Source organism: Tumebacillus lipolyticus (genome assembly GCF_042682745.1).
Taxonomy (GTDB): Bacteria; Bacillota; Bacilli; order Tumebacillales; family Tumebacillaceae; genus Tumebacillus_A; species Tumebacillus_A lipolyticus.
Genome location: NZ_JBHUIO010000011.1, coordinates 146,897 through 164,618, shown reverse-complemented (window position 1 = coordinate 164,618; position 17,722 = coordinate 146,897). Strand labels below are relative to the sequence as shown.

The window sequence follows — 17,722 nt, the reverse complement described above, 5'->3', positions numbered from 1 at the left end:
GATGCGACAGTTTGTGATCGTCGTCCTTCTCTCTGTCATCTCCGTCCTGCTGATCTATGCGGCAGGCGTCTGGTTTGACACGCTGATTCCCGAATGACTTATGGCTCGGCTCGCAGGATTTGACGTAAGCAGTGAAATCTGAGCGAAGCAATGGTACGATCAGAGGGCAGGCAGTTTGCACGGAGAGCGAGAGTCGGCCAGCCGTTCGCACGAGTGGGGGCGGATCGACCGGTTGGCTGAATCGCTCAGCGGTTTTGGGGGAAGAGGTGATGCTGTTATCGATCAACATTTGATTTCGATGCTCGATCAATACGGGTACCTGGGGCTGTTCGGTCTGCTCGTGCTCGGGATCGTCGGGTTGCCATTGCCAGATGAGACGTTGCTCACGTTCACAGGCTATCTGGTTTCACAAGGTCATCTGAACTTTACTGGAGCGCTGCTCGCCGCCTTTTTGGGCAGCTCGGTCGGAATCACGCTGTCCTATCTGATCGGCCGCGTGTTGGGCAAGGAGGTCGTCTCCAGATGGGGGCGGCTGTTGCACCTGACAGAAGAGCGGCTTCAGCGTGTGGAGCGCAACATGGAGCGCTTTGGTGGGATCGCCCTGTTCTTTGGCTACTTCGTGCCTGGGGTCCGCCATCTGACCGCGATATCGGCTGGGCTCGGGCAGATGAAATTTCGTCTGTTCGCCCCGGTCGCCTATCTGGGGGCGCTGTTTTGGACGTTGACGTTTTTGTTGCTCGGCATGCTGTTCAGCGATCAATTGCACCATCTGGAGAAAGTTTTGTATCCGTACCGCTTCTGGATCATCGCGATGATCGTCCTCTCGGTGCTGACACCAATTTTGTGGCGCATCGTGAGCGGTAGGCGGAGGAAGGCGAAGGAAGAGCTCAAGACGAGCGATCGAGAGGAGTGAGCGAGGATGGGAATCGGAGTGCGTTCGTTTTCGGTAGATCTGCATAGCCCCTACTTGCCGGTCAAAGAGGTGGCGCTCAAAGAATGGGCGGTTTGCATCGATGCGATCGCCAGCGGTCAACAGGTGGTGCTCGTGCGCAAAGGCGGGATCACAGAGGAGACGAGGGAGTTTCGCTTGGAGGAGACATCCTTTTATTTCTACCCGACCTATGAGCATCAAAAGGCGCACCTGATCAAGCCGGCGTTTCAAGCGCGAGTCGAAAGCAGTCTGCAAGGCGTTCAGCTCCCGCCGGAGGAAGTGATGATCACCCATGCGGCCCACGTGGTGGACGACATCTCGCTGGAAGCGGAGGAGGATCTGAAGAAGCTCGATCCGTTTCATATCATGACGCATGACTATGCGACAGAACGGCTGCAGTGGAAGCATGACAAACCGTTGCATATCTTGACGGTGCGGGCCTATGCGCTGACCGAGCCGAAGCGGGTCAAGGTGGATCGGTCGTACATCGGGTGCAAATCCTGGTTGAAATTGACCGATCCGATCACCGACACCGATCTGGTGCCGGTACTCTCGGTGGAAGAATTTGAAGCGAAGCGTCAATTGATCTTTGACAGACTGGGCTTGCACAAGCCAGAATAGAAGAAATTGGGGGAGAGGTATGGGGGTCAAACCATATTTGAATCTGCCGCGCCCGATGGTGCTCGCCCATCAGGGAGCATCTGCGCACGCGCCATCCAACACGCTGGAAGCGTTTCAGCTCGCGATTCAGATGGGCGCGGACGCGTTTGAGACTGATGTGCACATGACGCGGGACGGTCATGTGGTGATCAGCCACGACGACACGATCGACCGGCTGACAGACGGCAGCGGCATGATCAAGTACAAGACGCTCGCCGAGCTGCGCGAGTTCGATTTCGGCTATCGATTTACGCCAGATGGCGGGAAGACGTTTCCGTTTCGGGGCACCGGTGTGACGATCCCGACTCTGCAAGACGTGCTGACCGAATTTCCGACGATTCGCATCAACATGGATATCAAGCAGTCATCTCCGCCGATGGAAGCGGCGTTGGTCGAGACGATCAAAGCGTGCAAAGCGGAAGATCGAGTGTTGGTCGCCTCGTTTCACAGCGTGACGATGAAGCGCTTTCGCAAATTGGCCTCGTCCCGCATCGCGACAGGTGCGAACACGCGGGACATGGTCCAGTTTATCTGCTACCTGCAATCGGGGCTGCACAAGTTTTACAAACCTCCTGTCGATGCGTTTCAAGTTCCGGAGAAAGGGTATGGCGTGAAAGTGGTCACGCCGCGGATGCTCAAGGTCGCCCACGATCATGGCGTGAAGGTGCACGTGTGGACGATCAACGAGGAACCGGACATTCGGCGACTGCTGGAGTGGGGCGTCGACGGCATCTGCAGCGACTATCCGGATCGCGTGGTCAAAGTGATGAAAGAGATGGGACTGCGCTAGCGCAAGTCTCGCCTGATGGTTGAACCGTTTGTATCAATTTTTGCAATTTTGTATTCAGTTATGATTGGCGGTGTGTTAGCTTTGATGATCTTTTCTATCAGCATGGCGCTTCTGTTCGGCTATCTCGTAGGTTCGACGCCGTTCGCTTTTCTGCTCGGCCAGAAAAAGGGCGCCAACATTTTTAAACAGGGCAGCGGCAATCCGGGCGCTACGAACACGCTGATCCTGTTCGGCAAGCGAGCGGCGGCGGTCGTGCTGATCCTCGATGTGAGCAAAGGGTTTTTCCCGACGATGTTGACCGCGTGGGTGACGCAGGATCAGACGCTCGCCTTCTGGACCGCGGCGGGAGCGGTGCTTGGACATGTGTTCTCCATGTACACCAAATTCCGCGGCGGAAAAGCGCTGGCGACCGCTGGCGGCGCCCTGCTGTTTCTCCAACCGTACCCCCTGCTGATCACAGTGGCCAGCTATGTGATCTTGGCCTTCCTCATCCGTTATATCGTGATTGCGACCACGATTGTGATCGTGGGGGCGCTGTGCGTGTTTCTGTTCACTCCGCAGGTGCTCGCCGAACAGGTCGCCCTGTTCTTGATGGTGGCGGGCGTCTTGTACCGCCACCTGCCCAACTGGGAGCGCATCTTTTTGAAAAATGAGCCGAAGATCGGTCGACCTGTCCATGAGGTGACGCTTGAGCGCTTCACAAAAGAGAAGCAGGAGTGGTTGCAGCTGTCCTATTGGATTACGATCGGCATGATCTTGATGGCGTTTGTCGTCTGGAAGATTTGACCGACGGAAAAAGACCACCTGAGCGGGTGGTCTTTTTTCGTGCGATGCTTTTTGTTTAGATAGCGGGGCGCTTGTGCAAATAGCTGCCAGCCTTCCAGAAGAAGAAGGAGGCGAGCAACATCGGGATCGGCAGCAGCGAAAACGCGGTGAACAGCGAGGTCTGGTCGGAGATGAATCCGACGATCACCGGGCTTGGGATGTCGCCGAGAAAGTGCATCACGAACAGAGCCAGCGCAGCCGCCGTGTTCCAGATCGCCTTGTCGGTCACGTCGAACACCAGAGCGCTCGCAACGCCGACATGCCAGAGCATGAAGAAAGCGGAGAAGAAAAAGCAGACGAAGCTTTCGAACATCAGCCCGCCCCAGAGGAAGATGGCTGACAGCGCCATCGACAGGATCAAGGTGTACGCCCGACCGCGCCCGTTTCGCTTCTGCCAGAAGTCGGCGATATAACCGCCGATCGGCGCGCCGAGCAGTCCGGCGCCCACTTGCAAACCGCCGGCCAGCAAGGTTGCTTTTTCCAGCGAGTAGCCGAAAGAGCGCTCAAAGAAGGTGGGCACAAACAGCACGATCGCGCCGAACGCGAACGAGATGCCCGCATAGCCGAGACAGGTGTACAGATACGGTTTGTTTTTCAGAAGTCGGAAAAGATCGCGAATACTGAATTTTTCATGTTTTTCAGCGGTCGGTTGTTTGGGCAGCGGCAGGCGCCATGCTCGATAAGCGAGGATCAGGCCGGGTACCCCGACGAGAAAGAACGCCCACTGCCAGCCGAAGGTCGCGCCGAGCCATCCGCCGAGCACGACGCCGAGCGCGCCGCCGATCGGCATCCCGAGGTTGAACAGACCGAGCACGCCAGAGCGTTTGCGCTCCGGATAGGCGTTGGAGAGAATCGTGCCTGCTGTCGAGACGTAGGCAGCTTCGCCGACACCGATCAGCGCTCGAAAGATGAACAGGGATGCGAACGACCAGGCGAGCGCCGAGGAGACGGTCGCCAAGCTCCACACCGCCACGCCGATCGCGGCTACCTTGTGCGGCATCCAGCGATCTGACCAAGCGCCAAAGGGGATGGAGGTCAGCGAATAAGTGATCATAAAGGCCGAACCGAGCAACCCCAGCGCTGTATCGGATAACAAAAAGTGCTCTTTTAACAGCGGGAAGACCCCGGAAAGCACTTGGCGATCCACATAGTTAATCACGTTGATCGTCAAGAACAGCATCAAGAGGCGAGACGGGTTCATCGCAGTGACTCCTTTTTTTGTTCAGCATACCATGTTTTTGCCGAAACGTGGAGTTTACTGCCGGTAAATTTAAATTCACAAAAAAATGAGGATACGTTTGCGGAATCTTTACATAGAATTTATAAACTGGTGATAGGGCATTTGGGGAAGGGTGAGCGCGTCATGGAATGGACACGTGCTTTTCAATTTATTCTGGGAGAGAATGGGCGCTACGATGGGGAGCGCGCCTCGATCATCAAGGAAGTGATGCGGTATCATCCGGTGAGCAAGCGGTTGAAGAAGCTGTTGGCGGAGAAAGAGCAAGTTGCTTTTTTCTACTTGGACATCGTTCAGTTCGCCGAGATCGAGCGGCGTTTTGGCGAGCGAACGGCAGCCGAGCTGATCGAATTGGTCGAGACCTGCATTCGGATCATCAGCCACGAGATGATCGACAATGATCGCCTGTTGGAAGTGGAGAACTTCTGGGGCGACGATTTTCTGGTCTGCTATCAGTTGGAAGCGCAGATGGACGAGCAGCAGATGTACGAGTTTGCGGCCGAGTTTCGCAACCGCATCGTGCAGGATGTGAATCAGAAGCGACCGCAGCTGCTGTCCGCACCGCTCGATTTGCACCTCGGGTATGCGGTGCTGAGCGGATCGTATGAGCCGCTCGAACGTCAGCTCTACCGGACGATCAAGCAGGCGGTCAAGATGGCGCGCAAGACGGCAAAGGGCGGGGATCAGCTGCTCCAAGAATTTCAGGAGGTGTTGAACCAGCGCGCGATCCAATCGGTCTATCAGCCGATCATCTCCTGTGAGACGGGGGAGGCGCTCGGATGGGAAGCGTTGTCGCGCGGCCCTGAGGGCAGCCGCTTTCAGCGGCCGGACACGCTGTTCACCTATGCGGAAGAGGCGGGGGAGCTGTACCGGCTGGAGAAGATCTGCCGCGAGCGAGCGATCGAAGGGGCGTCAGGTCTGGCCCAGGGGGCCAAGCTGTTCTTAAACATCAACCCGCGGACGATCCACGACCCGCAGTTTACCAAAGGGGAGACAAAGCGGCTGCTCGACCGCTGTGGTCTGTCGCCGTCGCAGGTGGTGTTTGAGATCACCGAGCGCCATTCGATTCAGGACTACGCCGGGTTTCGCAAAACGCTGGAACACTACCGCCAGCAGGGGTATCTGATCGCAGTCGATGATGCGGGGGCCGGCTACTCGTCCTTGCAGTCGATCGTCGAGCTCTGTCCCGATTTTATCAAGATGGACATGTCTTTGGTGCGCGGTGTACATAACGACCCGGTGAAGCAAGCGCTGTTGGAGGCGTTTGTCGCGTTGGCGCGCAAGATCCGCTGCAAGATCATCGCCGAAGGGATCGAACAGGAGGAAGAGTTCAAAACGCTGTTGCGGCTGGGCATCGATTATGGACAAGGCTACCTGCTCGGGCGTCCCCAGCGGCAGATGACCCTGTTGATTCCGATCAGCGTCATGCAGTCGATCGATCGCAGGCGGACGGAGAAGATGCAGGTGCCGAACAACTCGATGCTGCAGGTCGGCTCGATCGCGACGTCCACATTTGTCGTCCCACCCGATGCGACGGTCAAAGAGGTGCATGAGCTGCTGGAAAACAGACGGCAGATCTCCTCGGTGGTGGTGGCGGGCGCGGGCAGGCCGATCGGGCTCTTGACTCGCGATCATCTCTACGCGATGCTCGGCTCCCAATACGGTGTGCCCCTCTATTACAAGCGCACCGTCGCTGAGCTGATGGACCCCCATCCGCTGACGGTGGAGCAGAACATGCTGATCGATGAGGTGTCGTCGCTCGCCACCGGGCGCAACAACTTGAAGCGCTATGATGATGTGATCGTCACCTCGCAGGGGGAGTATCGCGGCGTGGTGTCGGTGCAGACGCTGCTCGATGTGATGTCCAAGGTGAAGATCGAGATCGCCAAATATGCCAATCCGCTGACCGGCCTCCCTGGCAACCTGCGCATCGAAGAGGAACTGCGGATGTTCGTGCGGCGGGGGGATGCGTTTTCGATTCTCTATGTCGATCTCGACTATTTTAAGCGGTTCAACGACCTGTACGGGTTTGAATATGGCGACCAGATGATCCTGTTTGTCTCCACCCTCTTGGACAGGCAGGTGAAAAAGTATGGGGATCGCCAAGATTTTCTCGGGCATATCGGTGGCGATGATTTTGTGATCATCACCTCGCCGGAGCGGGTCGACCGATTGGCGGAGCGGACGATCCGGCTGTTCGATCGGGCGGTGCGCCAGATCATGGGCAATCTGCGGGAAAGAGGGGAGTGCGTGCAGCTGTCGGTGACGCTGGCTGCGCTCGACATTTCGGCAAACAGCAACCTTGAACCGTCAGAGATCGCAGCGAAGGCTGCGCACGTCAAATCTTTGGCCAAACAGCAGGCGGGCAGCTCGATCGTTCGCAAAAAATCGGCACAGTCCTAAAGGGGACTGTGCCGTTTCTCATGTCTTCTGCTTGCGTCTGATCGGAGCTGCGCTGCGCTCTGCTTGCCGTTCAAGCTCGCTCGTCAGAGGTTTGGCGAGCGGTTGCCAACGGGAGAGCAGAAAGTAGATGCCGCTCAAGAGCAGGCCGAGACCTGCGAAGAGCAACCAGGGCAGGTTGAGGTAGTTGAGCGATACTGCAGTCTGCATCAGCTGGCCTCCCGCGATGTTGCCGAGCGCTTCTCCCGCGCCGAAGACGAACGCCGACACGCCGAAATAGCTTCCGATCCGCTCCGGTTTGGCGAGGTCCGATACGATCGAATCGGAGGTGGGCATCACAAACATCTCGCCCAGCGTGAACAGGACGGCACTGCCGAGCAGGTGCCAGAAGGAGGAGGACAGGGCGACAGAGCCGAGCCCTGTTCCGATCAGCGCCATCCCGACGGCCATCGTCGAGAGCGGGTGCAGATGTTTGGAGAAAAAGCGTGTCACCGACCCTTGAAAAAGGATGACGAGGAGCGAGGTGGTCGTCCAGATCAGGCCGATGCTGCGGCTGGTCGCGAGCTGTTCGGCTCGCAGGGGGAGCGAAAGGGTAAACTGGGTGAACAGCGCCCAGACGAAGATCGTCACGATCGAAAAGAGCAGGAACGGCCGGTCGGACAAGATCTGTCTGATCCCCCCGCGCTCGACCTGCGGGCAATCTTTGCCGATGCATTCTCGCTCCAGCAACAGCAGGTGGGCGACCGCCAAGATCAGATAGACGGTCGCGGCGCCTGCGAACAGCACGGTTGAACTTTTGGTCAACAGATAGGTTCCGAGCAACGGGCCGAGCGTCACGCCGATGTTGGCTGCGATCCCGCGATAGGAAAAGGCGGTCGTCTTGGTGCCCTCTTTGGCGAGCGCTGCGATCCCCGCCTTGGCGCCAGGCGCATAGATGCCGCCGCCGATGCCGGCGACGAGGTTGGTGGCGAGCAGTGTGAGAAAGGAGTATCCCCAGATAAAGCCGAACAGACCGACCGCTCGGATCAGCAGTCCGCCGACCATCGTCAGCTTGCGCCCGAGGCGATCTGACAGGATGCCACCGAGCAGGCTGCCGATCAGAAAGGCGATCGAACCTGCGCCCAGCACAAGTCCGGTGTTGCCTAAAGAAAGCCCTTTTTCGGACGAGAGGATGATCGCGAAAAAGGGGAGCAACATGTACGATCCGAGATGTGTGAACAGGATGCCGCCGAGCAGCACCCAGATGGCGCGACCGAGCGTGGGGAGAAACGAAACCATGCGAGCATCACCTCTGCCTTTACCTTGCCACAAGATGCGAATGGGCATTCGACTTCGACACAAGAGTGTCGATTTTCGCAGGTGGCTGACGTGTGCAGGCGGGGGCAGGTGGTGTATGATAGATTTGGTAAGGTCATCTTCGAAAAAAGTTCCGAAATTCTCAGAGAGATAAGGAGGGAGACGGACGTTGTTTGATGCATCCAATCCGACGTTTATCGTGGCCTTTTTCGCGGGATTGCTCTCTTTCGTATCCCCGTGCTGCCTGCCGCTGTATCCGTCTTACTTAACCTACATCACCGGCGTTTCCTATCAAGAGATGTATGAGCACCGCAATCAACGGGCGGTGCGTCGGAAAGCGCTTACTTATTCGCTGTTCTTCGTGCTCGGGTTTTCGATCATCTTCGTCGTGCTCGGGATGTCGGCAAGCTCGCTCGGTGCGATCTTTTCCAACTATGGGGATCTGATTCGGCAGATCGGCGGCATCCTGATCATCGTGATGGGTCTGTTCCTCGCCGGCTTCATCAAGATCGATTCGCTGCTGAAGACGAAGCAGATGCGGATGAAATGGCGTCCGGCAGGCTACCTCGGCGCTGTGATCGTCGGCATTTCCTTTGCGGCGGGCTGGACGCCGTGCATCGGCCCGATCCTGGCTTCTGTGCTGGCGATCGCTGCCAGCAATCCGGGCAGCGGGATGAGCCTGATGCTGTTCTATTCGATCGGCTTTGCCCTTCCTTTCCTGGTCATGGCGTATACGCTCGGCTCGGTTCGCTGGATGATGAAATACGCCCAGACGATCTCCAGAATCGGCGGTGTCGGCATGATCTTGATGGGCATCCTGCTGTTGACCGATTCGCTGACAAAAATCACAACTTGGCTGATTCCGCTGTTCGGCGGATTTACCGGGTTCTAGGGGGGAATCGCGTTGAATCGCACGATCAAACTGTTGCTTGGCGCGGTCGTGATCGCCGTGCTCGTCATCGCGGCCATCCTGAGCAACGGGGGAGCCAACACAGATACGAAAGAGCAAGAGGCTGACAAGAGCAAAGCGGGCGAGGTGGCGGAGATGCCAGTGGTCGGCTATCGCGCACCAAACTTTTCGCTCGAAACGTTCGAAGGCAAGACGGTCGAACTGTCCGAACTGCAAGGCAAGCCGGTCGTCCTGAACTTCTGGGCATCGTGGTGCGGTCCATGTCGGCAGGAGATGCCCGACCTGGAAGCGGTGCATAAACAGTATGGCGATCGGGTGCAGGTGTACGGAGTCAACTTGACTTCCCAAGACGATCTGGACAAGGCCAAGAAGTTTATGCAAGAGATGGGCGTGACCTTTCCCAGCCTGATCGATGAGAAGGAGAAGGCGGGAAAAGCATACCGGATCTTCTCCGTCCCGATGACCTATGCGATCGACCAGAACGGCATCATCTCGGAGATTCACAAAGGCCAGATCAGCAAAGTGGTGATGGACGGCATGATGCAGCGCCTGGTCGCCAACGCGAAGCAATAGAGGTGCTCGATGTCGATACTACCTTCCGGATTTTATCTCGGCCCGATCGCCTTTGACGAATCGGGGCTGATCGGCTGGATCATAGCCGCTCTCGTCAGCTTGTACTACGCCGGGTGGGCGATCAAAAGGCGCGGAATCGGCGGTGAGAAAGTCACCGATGTGATGGTCGGCATGGCGGCGATCTGGGTGCTGACGCCGCGCATCCTCTCCTTTGTCTACGCGCCGAGCGAGTCGTTTGCCCACCCGATCCTGACGCTGGTCAACGGCGAAGTGCCGTATGGCGGGTGGATCGGGCTAGCGTTTGCGCTGCTCTATGCGCTTTGGCAGCAGAAGAAGCACAACTTTTTCAGCTGGGCAGCGGTAGATGCGGTCGTCAGATCGCTCGTGCTCGGATTTGCCGTCTATTCGCTGTTCTATGCGAAAGCGGGAGCGGCGACCGATCTGCCGTGGGCGGTGACGATCGGCGAGGGGAGCTATCATCCGCTCAACCTGTATCAGGCGGCGATCGCATTCGGACTCTTTGCGCTGCGGCGCCGAGGGCTGTTCACCTTGAGCCTGCTCGGTGGAGCCATGCTGCTGCTCTCGCTGTTGCAGGTGCATCCGTACACGCATTTCGGCTTGGCAGTCGTGCAGTGGCAATGGTTGTTGCTCGCCGTCCTCGCAGGTGTCGTGGATCATTTTTTTGGCGAGAACAAAGTGAAGACAGGATGAAGAAGGCTGCCGCTGGCAGCCTTTTTTGGAAGGGAGGGACAGAGTGTGGCGGAGCGGATTTTGATCGCCGACGATGAGGCGGATATGCGCACATTGCTCAAGATCGCGCTGAGAAGTCAAGGGTATGAAACGCTGGAAGCGGACAGCGGCGCGTCCGCCTGTGAGCTGCTCAGGCGGGAAGCGGTCGATCTGCTGATCCTCGACATCATGATGCCGGAGTTGGACGGATGGCAGGTGTTGCAGGAACTGCAAGGCAAGATGCCCACCCTCGTGCTGTCCGCGCGAGGGACGGTAGAAGATCGGATCAAAGGGCTTGAGCTCGGCGCGAGCGACTATCTGATCAAGCCGTTCGATATGCGTGAGCTGATCGCGCGCGTGCAGGCGTTGCTTCGTCGTCAAGATCCGGAAAACAAGAGCGTCATCCGCCGCGGGCCGCTCTACCTCGACCGCGCTGCCAAAGCGGTGCGCGTCGAGTCGACTCTGCTTGAGTTGACGCCGAAAGAGTATGAGCTGTTCGAGCTGTTGGCGATGCACCCCGGGCAGGTGTTCTCGCGCGAGCAGATGGTCGAGCGGCTGTGGGGATTCGATTACGAGGGCGAGCTGCGAGCGGTCGATACGCACATCAAAAAGGTGCGCGTAAAGCTGCGCGAAGCTGGCGGCGAGGCCAACTGGATCGCCACCGTCTGGGGATTCGGCTATAAGTTTGACGGAGCGCTCACATGAACATTCGCCGCAAAGTGATGGGGCTTCAACTGCTGATCTTCATTTTGGTGCTCGTCCCGCTCACCCTGTTGGTCGATCATCAGGTGCGCGACCTCTATGTCGACCACCTGATCGACGAGCTGAACGAAGAGAGCGAGAAGCTGCGCCAATTGCCTGTCGATGATCAGCAGCATCATCTGCAGAGCATCATCGCCGATCTCGCAGAAGTGTCGGTGCGCGACTACCTGTTGCTCGACCAGCGCGGAAAGGTGGTCATCTCGACGCTGCCGGCCGAGATCACCGAAGAGCTGCTCGACCGCGACGTGGTGCAGCGAGTGCTGCAGGGAGTGACGGGCACCAGCACCCATCCGCCATCGGGGATGGAGGATCTGTTCTATTTTAACGCGGGGCCGATCAAAGGGACGGAAGGCGAAGTGCATGGTGCCCTGCTGCTGTTCGCATCGATGGAACCGGTCAACAAGGCGCTTACAGAATTTCGCCTGATGATGGGGCTGTTAGGAACGGGTGCGCTGATGCTCGCCGCCTGGCTGCTGTATGCGATGGCCGGGCAGATGGTCGCGCCCCTGCTGAAGATGAAAGATGTGACCGGACACCTTGCCAACCGCAATTATCGCGTGCGCGTTGAGGTCGGCGGCGAGGACGAGGTGGGACAGCTCAGCAAGTCGATCAACGAGCTGGCGACGCGGCTGCAACATCACGAGGAGCGACAGCAAGATTTTTTGGCCGATGTGACGCATGAGCTGCGCACGCCCCTCTCCTATCTGCAAGGGTATAGCCAAGTGCTGGAGGAGAACTGGGTGCAGGATGAGGAGGAGCGCAAGCGATATCTGGCGCTGATCGTCCGCGAAACCCGCCGGCTCAAGCGCTTGGTCAGCGAGTTGACCGAGCTGTCCGAAATCGATGCGGACGGCCTGAAGGTCGAGCGGGTCAAGACCGATTTTGCCGAGATCGTGCGGCTGACGGAGGCGAAGCTGCTGCCTGCTGCTGAGGAGAAAGGGATTCGGCTGCGCGTGGAGCGGAGGACGGCAGGATCGCTCTTGGTGATCGGCGACCCCGATCGGTTGGAGCAGGTGCTGTTCAATCTGCTGACCAACGCGATCTCGCACACCGCGGAGGGGGAGCAGATCGTCCTGCGCTATCGAGTGGAGAAAAAGGAGTTACACGTACAGGTGCAAGATACGGGCGCTGGCATTCCGGCGAGCGATCTGCCGCACATCTTCGACCGCTTCTATCGGGTGGAGAAGTCGCGCAACCGCGAGCGGGGCGGCATGGGGCTAGGTCTTGCGATCGCCAAGGGGATCATCGACCGCCACGGCGGTCAGATCTGGGTGGAAAGCATTGAGGGGAGCGGGACGACCTTTTCCTTCACCTTGCCGCTCGCCTAATCCAGAAAGAATCCTTGCTGTGATGGCAGGATTCTTTTTTTATGGACGATCCCAACTCGCTTCGAGATCGACACGATTTCTACACAATTGCTGGGTAACGTAAAGAGATCGAAGGAGCGAAATGGAGGAGTGTGGATGAGAAAAACGATCCTGATCAGCGCCCTGTGTGGGGGTGCGATCATCGCGGCGTCTTTTGTGGGATACAGGCTGATCGAGCAAAAGACGACAGAGGTGATGCAAGGTGTGGAGAAGCAAGATGAGCGTGGAGCCTATCGGGAGTTTGTGCTGAAAGCGCAAGCGGAGAGCTGGCAGCTGAAAGCGGGAGTGGAGAAGATCACCGCCTGGACGTTTGGCGGAACGGTGCCGGGGGCGGAACTTCGCATCCAAGAGGGGCAGCGGGTGAAAGTGGTGCTGCAGAACTCGCTTGCGCAACCGGTGAGCATTCATTGGCACGGCTATCCGGTACCCAACGAGATGGACGGGATACCTGGCGTGACGCAAAATGCGGTGCAGCCGGGGGCGTCCTTCACCTATGAGTTCACGGCGAGCGTGCCGGGCACCTATTGGTATCATTCCCATCAGGACAGCGCCAATCAGGTGGACAGAGGTCTCTATGGTGCGCTGATCGTCGAGCCGAAAGCGGAGTCGACCACGTACGACCGCGATTACACGCTGATCCTTGATGAATGGTCGCCCGAGATGTTGGCAGCCGGAGGAGAGAGCGGTGCATCGGGCGGTGGGATGGATCACAGTCAGCACGGCGCGAACAGCAAGGCGGATCAAGGCGAAGGCAAGCAAGGAGGATCGAGCACAGGTGCAAATGCTGACCACAGCCAACATGGCGCAAACAGCAATGCGGGTCAAGGCGATGGCAAGCAAGGGGAATCGAGTGCAGGTGCAAATGCTGACCACAGCCAGCATGGGGGCAGCGAATCGGCACCTGCAGTCGATCATGATGCGATGATGCAACAGATGTACAACATCTATACGGTCAACGGAAAAGCGGGCGATCAGATCAAGCCGTTGCAAGTCAAAACGGGGGAGAAGGTCAAGCTTCGCCTGATCAACGCCGGTTATCAAACACACCAGATCAACCTGGCGAACCAACCGTTTCGCATCACCCACGTTGACGGTCAGCCGCTTCTCGGAAGTCCAGAAGTGTCAGATCAACTGCTCGCGATCGCGCCTGGGGAGCGATACGATCTGGAGTTGATCTCCAAGGGAGACAACTTCCCGATTCTCTGCGCCAATCGATCGACGGCGAGTCAAGACATGACCGTTCATGTGGAGGTGGATGGCAAGAAAGACCGCGCCTACAGCTTGCCGCCTGGCGAGCTCCCTTTGCTCGACATCACCAAGTATGGACAAGCGAAGCCGATCGATCAAAACGTCGCGTATGACGTGGAGCGCAAGTTGACCCTCGACAACAAGGTGATCGAAAAAGATGGCGCTCAAGAGACGGTCTATACGATCGATGGGCAGGTCTATCCAGATATTGCACCGCTGCAAGTGCAGAAGGGACAGCAGGTGAAGCTGACGATGACCAACGTCGGAACGGTCGACCACCCGATGCATCTGCACGGTCACTTCTTCCAAGTGCTGCGCAAGGATGGCAAGCCGCTGCAGGGCTCCCCCCTGCTCAAAGACACGCTCAACGTGCGCCCAGGTGAAACGTATGAGGTGGCGTTTGTCGCGAACAACGATGGCAACTGGATGTTTCACTGTCACGAATTGCATCATGCGGCGGCCGGCATGATGACAACTGTGCAATATCGCGGCTATCGACCGCATTTTACGCCCGACCCGAATGCGGGGAACATCTCTGAGTGATCGCGATCGCAACCGATCTCCGAGTGAGCGCGAAGAGAAGACCAACGCTTGTGGGAAGCGTTGGTCTTCGTTTTACCACCAGTATCCATAGGGCCGTGCGTAAAACGGCGCCAGAGCCAGCAGGGTAAAGAACGGTAGAAACAGCAACGGAAAGAACACTTCTTCGCCTTCCGCTCGTGTCGCCCGATCTGCCGTTTCAACGTTCAGGCTGTTCCCAGTGGCGGATACAGGTACACCTCTGCCAGAGGAGCGTTCAAGCCAGATACCATCTTGGGTCACATTGCGGACGACGCCGACGTGTCTCGCACCTCTGCAATGAGCGACAACAGTCTGACCAAGGTAGCCTCGTGCATTCGCATAAGAAATAGGCATTTGCAAAATACCTCCTTTTTCTCTTTTATGATCATCCTACGAAACGGTTGGCGTACAAGCATTCCGCAGTTGCTGATTTTTGCTCGTCGAGGAAAAAAATAGACGTGCATTGACAGTGGAGGACAAGTGCGATATGTTATGGAAAACGTATGAACAAATGATCATATATATACATATGTTGAATGTACGAGGAGGAAGGCAAATGGACGCAAAACAAGCGGAATCGAAGGTGGAGACAGCCTGTTGCAATGTGATTCATGAAGACACGGTGGAGCGGGTGAAAGCGGCGGAGCTGCCGGTAGAGCAGGTGGTTGAGTTGGCCTCGATCTTTCAGGCGCTGGGTGACTCGACACGTCTGAAGATCATCCATGCGCTGATGCAGGAGGAGATGTGCGTCTGCGATCTGGCAGCAGTCCTCGGCATGACGCAGTCTGCCGTCTCGCACCAGTTGCGCACCTTGCGCAATCTGCGGACGATCAAGCGCCGCAAAGAGGGCCGCATCGCCTATTACAGCATCGATGATCACCATATCCTCACGCTTTTCAACACGGGCCTCGAACACGTTTCTCACCGCTAGATCACCTTTCGGAGAGGAGGAGATTCGCCTTGAATCACAAACATGGGAACGGGAACCCTGAGCACGATCATGAACAGAAGCATGAACACAATCATGAGCACGATCATGAACACGATCACGGGCATGAACACGGGCATGAACACGGGTATGAACACGGGTATGAACACGGGCACGATCATGCACATGGTGGTTCATGCTGTGCGCCGGAGCGAGGGAGCGACCAGACTGCGGGAGCTAGCAGCTGCTGCTCTACAGGCGACACCTGCTGTTCAGACTCATCTGCGTTTGAGGAGCTCACCTTGCTTCCCGATGGGGCAGAGCGGCGAGAGTCCTCTGCAGATCTAAGAGCGGGTGAAGCGCGCTCCGTCTTTCAGGTGGACGGCATGGACTGCGGCGAGTGCGCGCGCACCGTACAGCGGGTGATGGGCAAGCTGGATGGGGTGCGCGAAGTGCAAGTCAGCTTCAGCACGACCAAGATGGTAGTTGTTCACAACGCATCGCTCGAATCGATTCAAAAGACGGTAAGAGATGTGGGGTATCGGGCGACCGTCCTGCAGACTACGCTTGAGCAGCCTGACGTTCCGGTGCAGGGCGAGGGCACGAGCGCCAAGCCCGCTTTTTGGGAAACATACAAGCGAACTGTGCTGACCGCCATCTCCGGCCTGTTTCTAGGAGCAGGTCTGATCGTCGAATTTGGCGGCTGGAATGAGACGACCTCGATCGTCCTCTACCTGATCGCCATCCTCTCCGGAGGCTTTTATGCGGCACGAGCTGGATTTTACGCGTTAAAATCCTTCACGCTCGACATGAATTTCCTGATGACCGTCGCCGCGATCGGTGCGGCTGCGATCGGCGAATGGTCGGAGGGAGCGACCGTCGTCTTCCTCTTCTCGGTCGGCAACTGGTTGCAAGCGAACACGATGGAGCGCACGCGCCGCTCGATCCGCTCGCTGATCGGCTTTGCCCCGAAAGAGGCGCTGGTGAGACGAGATGGGTCGGAGCGGGTGATCGCCGTCGATGATCTGCAGATCGGGGATCTGATCATCGTCCGCCCCGGTGAGCGCATTCCGATGGACGGGCGTGTGGAAGCGGGCGCTTCCACCGTCAACCAAGCGCCGGTCACCGGCGAGTCGATCCCTGTATTGAAGCAGCTAGGCGATGAAGTGTTTGCCGGAACGCTCAACGAGACGGGCGGGCTGGAAGTGATTGTGACCAAAAAAGTTGAAGATTCCACACTAAACCGCATGATATACTTGGTGGAAGAGGCGCAAGACCAAAAAGCGCCTTCGCAACAGTTTGTCGACCGCTTCGCCGCCTACTACACGCCGATCGTCGTGCTGCTTGCCGTGCTGATCGCGATCTTTCCGCCGATGTTCACCGGAGATCCTTATGGCGACTGGATCTACCGCGCGCTGGCGCTGCTCGTCATCGCCTGCCCATGCGCGCTCGTCATCTCCACGCCGGTCTCCATCGTCGCAGCCATCGGCAATGCGGCGAAGCGAGGCGTGCTGATCAAAGGCGGTTCGTTCCTTGAGAAGATGGGACAGATTCGGGCGATCGCGTTCGACAAGACCGGAACGCTGACCAAAGGCAAGCCGGTGGTCGTCTTTCTCGAACCGCTCGACAGCTTTGGCGACGAGCGGCTGCTGACGGTGGCCGCCTCGATCGAAGCGCGCTCCGAACATCCGCTAGCTCGTGCGATCACAAGCTACGGAGAACAAAAAGGCATCCGCGCGCTGCCGGTGCAAAACTTCCAAGCGCACGCTGGCAAAGGGGCGGAAGCTCGCATCGACAACATCCTCTATCGCATCGGCAAGCCCTCATGGTTTGAGTCGCTCGGCTACTCGGGGATCGACAGGCTGAAGACGATCCTGTCGGTTCAGCACGACCAGGGGCGCACCGTGATGCTGATCGGGGACGAGCAAAACGTCGTCGGGCTGATCGCAGTTGCGGACACGGTCCGCGAGGAGAGCGAAGCGACGATCAAAAGTTTACGCCGCGCTGGCATCGCACATGCGGTGATGCTGACGGGGGATCATGCCCGCATCGCCAAAGCGATCGCGCAAGAAGTGGGCATCAACGAATACCACGGAGATCAGCTTCCCGAGCAAAAATTGGAGCGCATCTCCGAACTGAAACAGCGTCATCGACTTGTCGCGATGGTCGGTGATGGCATCAACGACTCACCCGCGCTAGCAGCGTCAGACATCGGAATCGCGATGGGGGGAGCAGGGACGGATATTGCGCTGGAGACAGCAGACATCGTCTTGATGTCGGATGACATCGGGAAATTGCCGTTCACCGTTCGGCTCAGCCGCATTGCGCTGCGCATCATCAAACAAAACATCTGGTTTTCCTTGCTTGTCAAGCTCGCTTTCTTACTGCTGACCATCGCAGGTCTTTCCAACCTTTGGATGGCCGTGTTTGCAGATACAGGAGCGGCGCTGCTCGTCATCTTGAACGGCATGAGATTGATCAGAGTTCGATAAAGGATTCCCACAA

General features: G+C 57.7%; 17 protein-coding genes. 14 read left to right on the top strand and 3 right to left on the bottom strand.

Annotated elements, in window-relative coordinates:
- The first annotated feature begins 175 nt into the window (after nt 1–175).
- The 4 genes from ACFSOY_RS17055 to plsY all read left to right on the top strand — a co-directional run bounded on the left by ACFSOY_RS17055 (nt 176) and on the right by plsY (nt 3,167).
- Entirely contained in the window at nt 176–913 is a 738-nt protein-coding gene (locus tag ACFSOY_RS17055) for a DedA family protein (RefSeq protein WP_386048675.1), read from the top strand.
- 6 nt (nt 914–919) lie between these two features.
- On the top strand, nt 920–1,552 hold the full coding sequence (locus ACFSOY_RS17050; RefSeq protein WP_386048673.1) for a DUF1802 family protein: 633 nt from the start codon (nt 920–922) through the stop codon (nt 1,550–1,552).
- 19 nt (nt 1,553–1,571) lie between these two features.
- The gene (locus tag ACFSOY_RS17045) at nt 1,572–2,381 is read left to right on the top strand and encodes a glycerophosphodiester phosphodiesterase family protein (protein WP_386048672.1); all 810 of its coding nucleotides are present in this window, start codon (nt 1,572–1,574) and stop codon (nt 2,379–2,381) included.
- Nucleotides 2,382–2,465: 84 nt separating this feature from the next.
- Nucleotides 2,466–3,167 (top strand): glycerol-3-phosphate 1-O-acyltransferase PlsY, encoded by a 702-nt coding sequence (plsY, locus tag ACFSOY_RS17040; protein ID WP_386048669.1) that lies wholly within the window; start codon nt 2,466–2,468, stop codon nt 3,165–3,167.
- Between the two features lie 55 nt (nt 3,168–3,222).
- Here the strand turns inward: plsY and ACFSOY_RS17035 are convergent, their stop codons facing one another.
- A complete protein-coding gene (locus tag ACFSOY_RS17035; protein WP_386048667.1) occupies nt 3,223–4,407 on the bottom strand; it encodes a spinster family MFS transporter in 1,185 nt (394 codons plus the stop codon).
- A gap of 162 nt (nt 4,408–4,569) precedes the next feature.
- Between ACFSOY_RS17035 and ACFSOY_RS17030 the strand changes: the two genes are divergently transcribed.
- Nucleotides 4,570–6,846 (top strand): GGDEF domain-containing protein, encoded by a 2,277-nt coding sequence (locus ACFSOY_RS17030; protein WP_386048665.1) that lies wholly within the window; start codon nt 4,570–4,572, stop codon nt 6,844–6,846.
- Between the two features lie 18 nt (nt 6,847–6,864).
- Here the strand turns inward: ACFSOY_RS17030 and ACFSOY_RS17025 are convergent, their stop codons facing one another.
- Nucleotides 6,865–8,121, bottom strand: coding sequence for an MDR family MFS transporter (locus ACFSOY_RS17025; RefSeq protein WP_386048663.1), 1,257 nt, complete (start codon nt 8,119–8,121; stop codon nt 6,865–6,867).
- 187 nt (nt 8,122–8,308) lie between these two features.
- Here ACFSOY_RS17025 and ACFSOY_RS17020 point away from each other — a divergent pair, with 187 nt between their 5' ends.
- From ACFSOY_RS17020 to ACFSOY_RS16995, 6 genes are all read left to right on the top strand, one after another.
- Nucleotides 8,309–9,031 (top strand): cytochrome c biogenesis CcdA family protein, encoded by a 723-nt coding sequence (locus ACFSOY_RS17020; protein ID WP_386048661.1) that lies wholly within the window; start codon nt 8,309–8,311, stop codon nt 9,029–9,031.
- Between the two features lie 12 nt (nt 9,032–9,043).
- On the top strand, nt 9,044–9,622 hold the full coding sequence (locus tag ACFSOY_RS17015) for a TlpA family protein disulfide reductase (RefSeq protein WP_386048659.1): 579 nt from the start codon (nt 9,044–9,046) through the stop codon (nt 9,620–9,622).
- Between the two features lie 9 nt (nt 9,623–9,631).
- Nucleotides 9,632–10,333: a hypothetical protein gene (locus tag ACFSOY_RS17010; protein WP_386048658.1), complete on the top strand. Its 702-nt coding sequence runs from the start codon at nt 9,632–9,634 to the stop codon at nt 10,331–10,333.
- Nucleotides 10,334–10,378: 45 nt separating this feature from the next.
- Complete coding sequence (locus tag ACFSOY_RS17005; protein ID WP_386048657.1) at nt 10,379–11,056, top strand: response regulator transcription factor; 678 nt, start codon at nt 10,379–10,381, stop codon at nt 11,054–11,056.
- Entirely contained in the window at nt 11,053–12,441 is a 1,389-nt protein-coding gene (locus tag ACFSOY_RS17000) for a sensor histidine kinase (RefSeq protein WP_386048656.1), read from the top strand. The genes ACFSOY_RS17005 and ACFSOY_RS17000 overlap by 4 nt, the downstream gene beginning before the upstream one ends.
- A gap of 135 nt (nt 12,442–12,576) precedes the next feature.
- The gene (locus tag ACFSOY_RS16995) at nt 12,577–14,271 is read left to right on the top strand and encodes a multicopper oxidase family protein (protein ID WP_386048654.1); all 1,695 of its coding nucleotides are present in this window, start codon (nt 12,577–12,579) and stop codon (nt 14,269–14,271) included.
- Nucleotides 14,272–14,343: 72 nt separating this feature from the next.
- Here the strand turns inward: ACFSOY_RS16995 and ACFSOY_RS16990 are convergent, their stop codons facing one another.
- Complete coding sequence (locus tag ACFSOY_RS16990) at nt 14,344–14,643, bottom strand: hypothetical protein (protein ID WP_386048652.1); 300 nt, start codon at nt 14,641–14,643, stop codon at nt 14,344–14,346.
- Nucleotides 14,644–14,845: 202 nt separating this feature from the next.
- Between ACFSOY_RS16990 and ACFSOY_RS16985 the strand changes: the two genes are divergently transcribed.
- The 3 genes from ACFSOY_RS16985 (at nt 14,846) to ACFSOY_RS16975 (ending at nt 17,709) form a co-directional block, all read left to right on the top strand.
- Nucleotides 14,846–15,220, top strand: coding sequence for an ArsR/SmtB family transcription factor (locus ACFSOY_RS16985; protein ID WP_386048650.1), 375 nt, complete (start codon nt 14,846–14,848; stop codon nt 15,218–15,220).
- 93 nt (nt 15,221–15,313) lie between these two features.
- Nucleotides 15,314–15,565 (top strand): hypothetical protein, encoded by a 252-nt coding sequence (locus ACFSOY_RS16980; protein WP_386048648.1) that lies wholly within the window; start codon nt 15,314–15,316, stop codon nt 15,563–15,565.
- Nucleotides 15,520–17,709: a heavy metal translocating P-type ATPase gene (locus ACFSOY_RS16975; RefSeq protein WP_417852008.1), complete on the top strand. Its 2,190-nt coding sequence runs from the start codon at nt 15,520–15,522 to the stop codon at nt 17,707–17,709. Before ACFSOY_RS16980 ends, ACFSOY_RS16975 begins: the two co-directional genes overlap by 46 nt.
- Nucleotides 17,710–17,722 lie beyond the last annotated feature (13 nt).

Coding starts and splice junctions, on each gene's coding strand:
- ACFSOY_RS17050 (WP_386048673.1), top strand. CDS start 920: ATGGGAATCGGAGTGCGTTCGTTTTCGGTAGATCTGCATAGCCCCTAC.
- ACFSOY_RS17045 (WP_386048672.1), top strand. CDS start 1,572: ATGGGGGTCAAACCATATTTGAATCTGCCGCGCCCGATGGTGCTCGCC.
- plsY (WP_386048669.1), top strand. CDS start 2,466: ATGATCTTTTCTATCAGCATGGCGCTTCTGTTCGGCTATCTCGTAGGT.
- ACFSOY_RS17035 (WP_386048667.1), bottom strand. CDS start 4,407: ATGAACCCGTCTCGCCTCTTGATGCTGTTCTTGACGATCAACGTGATT.
- ACFSOY_RS17030 (WP_386048665.1), top strand. CDS start 4,570: ATGGAATGGACACGTGCTTTTCAATTTATTCTGGGAGAGAATGGGCGC.
- ACFSOY_RS17025 (WP_386048663.1), bottom strand. CDS start 8,121: ATGGTTTCGTTTCTCCCCACGCTCGGTCGCGCCATCTGGGTGCTGCTC.
- ACFSOY_RS17010 (WP_386048658.1), top strand. CDS start 9,632: ATGTCGATACTACCTTCCGGATTTTATCTCGGCCCGATCGCCTTTGAC.
- ACFSOY_RS17000 (WP_386048656.1), top strand. CDS start 11,053: ATGAACATTCGCCGCAAAGTGATGGGGCTTCAACTGCTGATCTTCATT.
- ACFSOY_RS16995 (WP_386048654.1), top strand. CDS start 12,577: ATGAGAAAAACGATCCTGATCAGCGCCCTGTGTGGGGGTGCGATCATC.
- ACFSOY_RS16990 (WP_386048652.1), bottom strand. CDS start 14,643: ATGCCTATTTCTTATGCGAATGCACGAGGCTACCTTGGTCAGACTGTT.
- ACFSOY_RS16985 (WP_386048650.1), top strand. CDS start 14,846: ATGGACGCAAAACAAGCGGAATCGAAGGTGGAGACAGCCTGTTGCAAT.
- ACFSOY_RS16980 (WP_386048648.1), top strand. CDS start 15,314: ATGAGCACGATCATGAACACGATCACGGGCATGAACACGGGCATGAAC.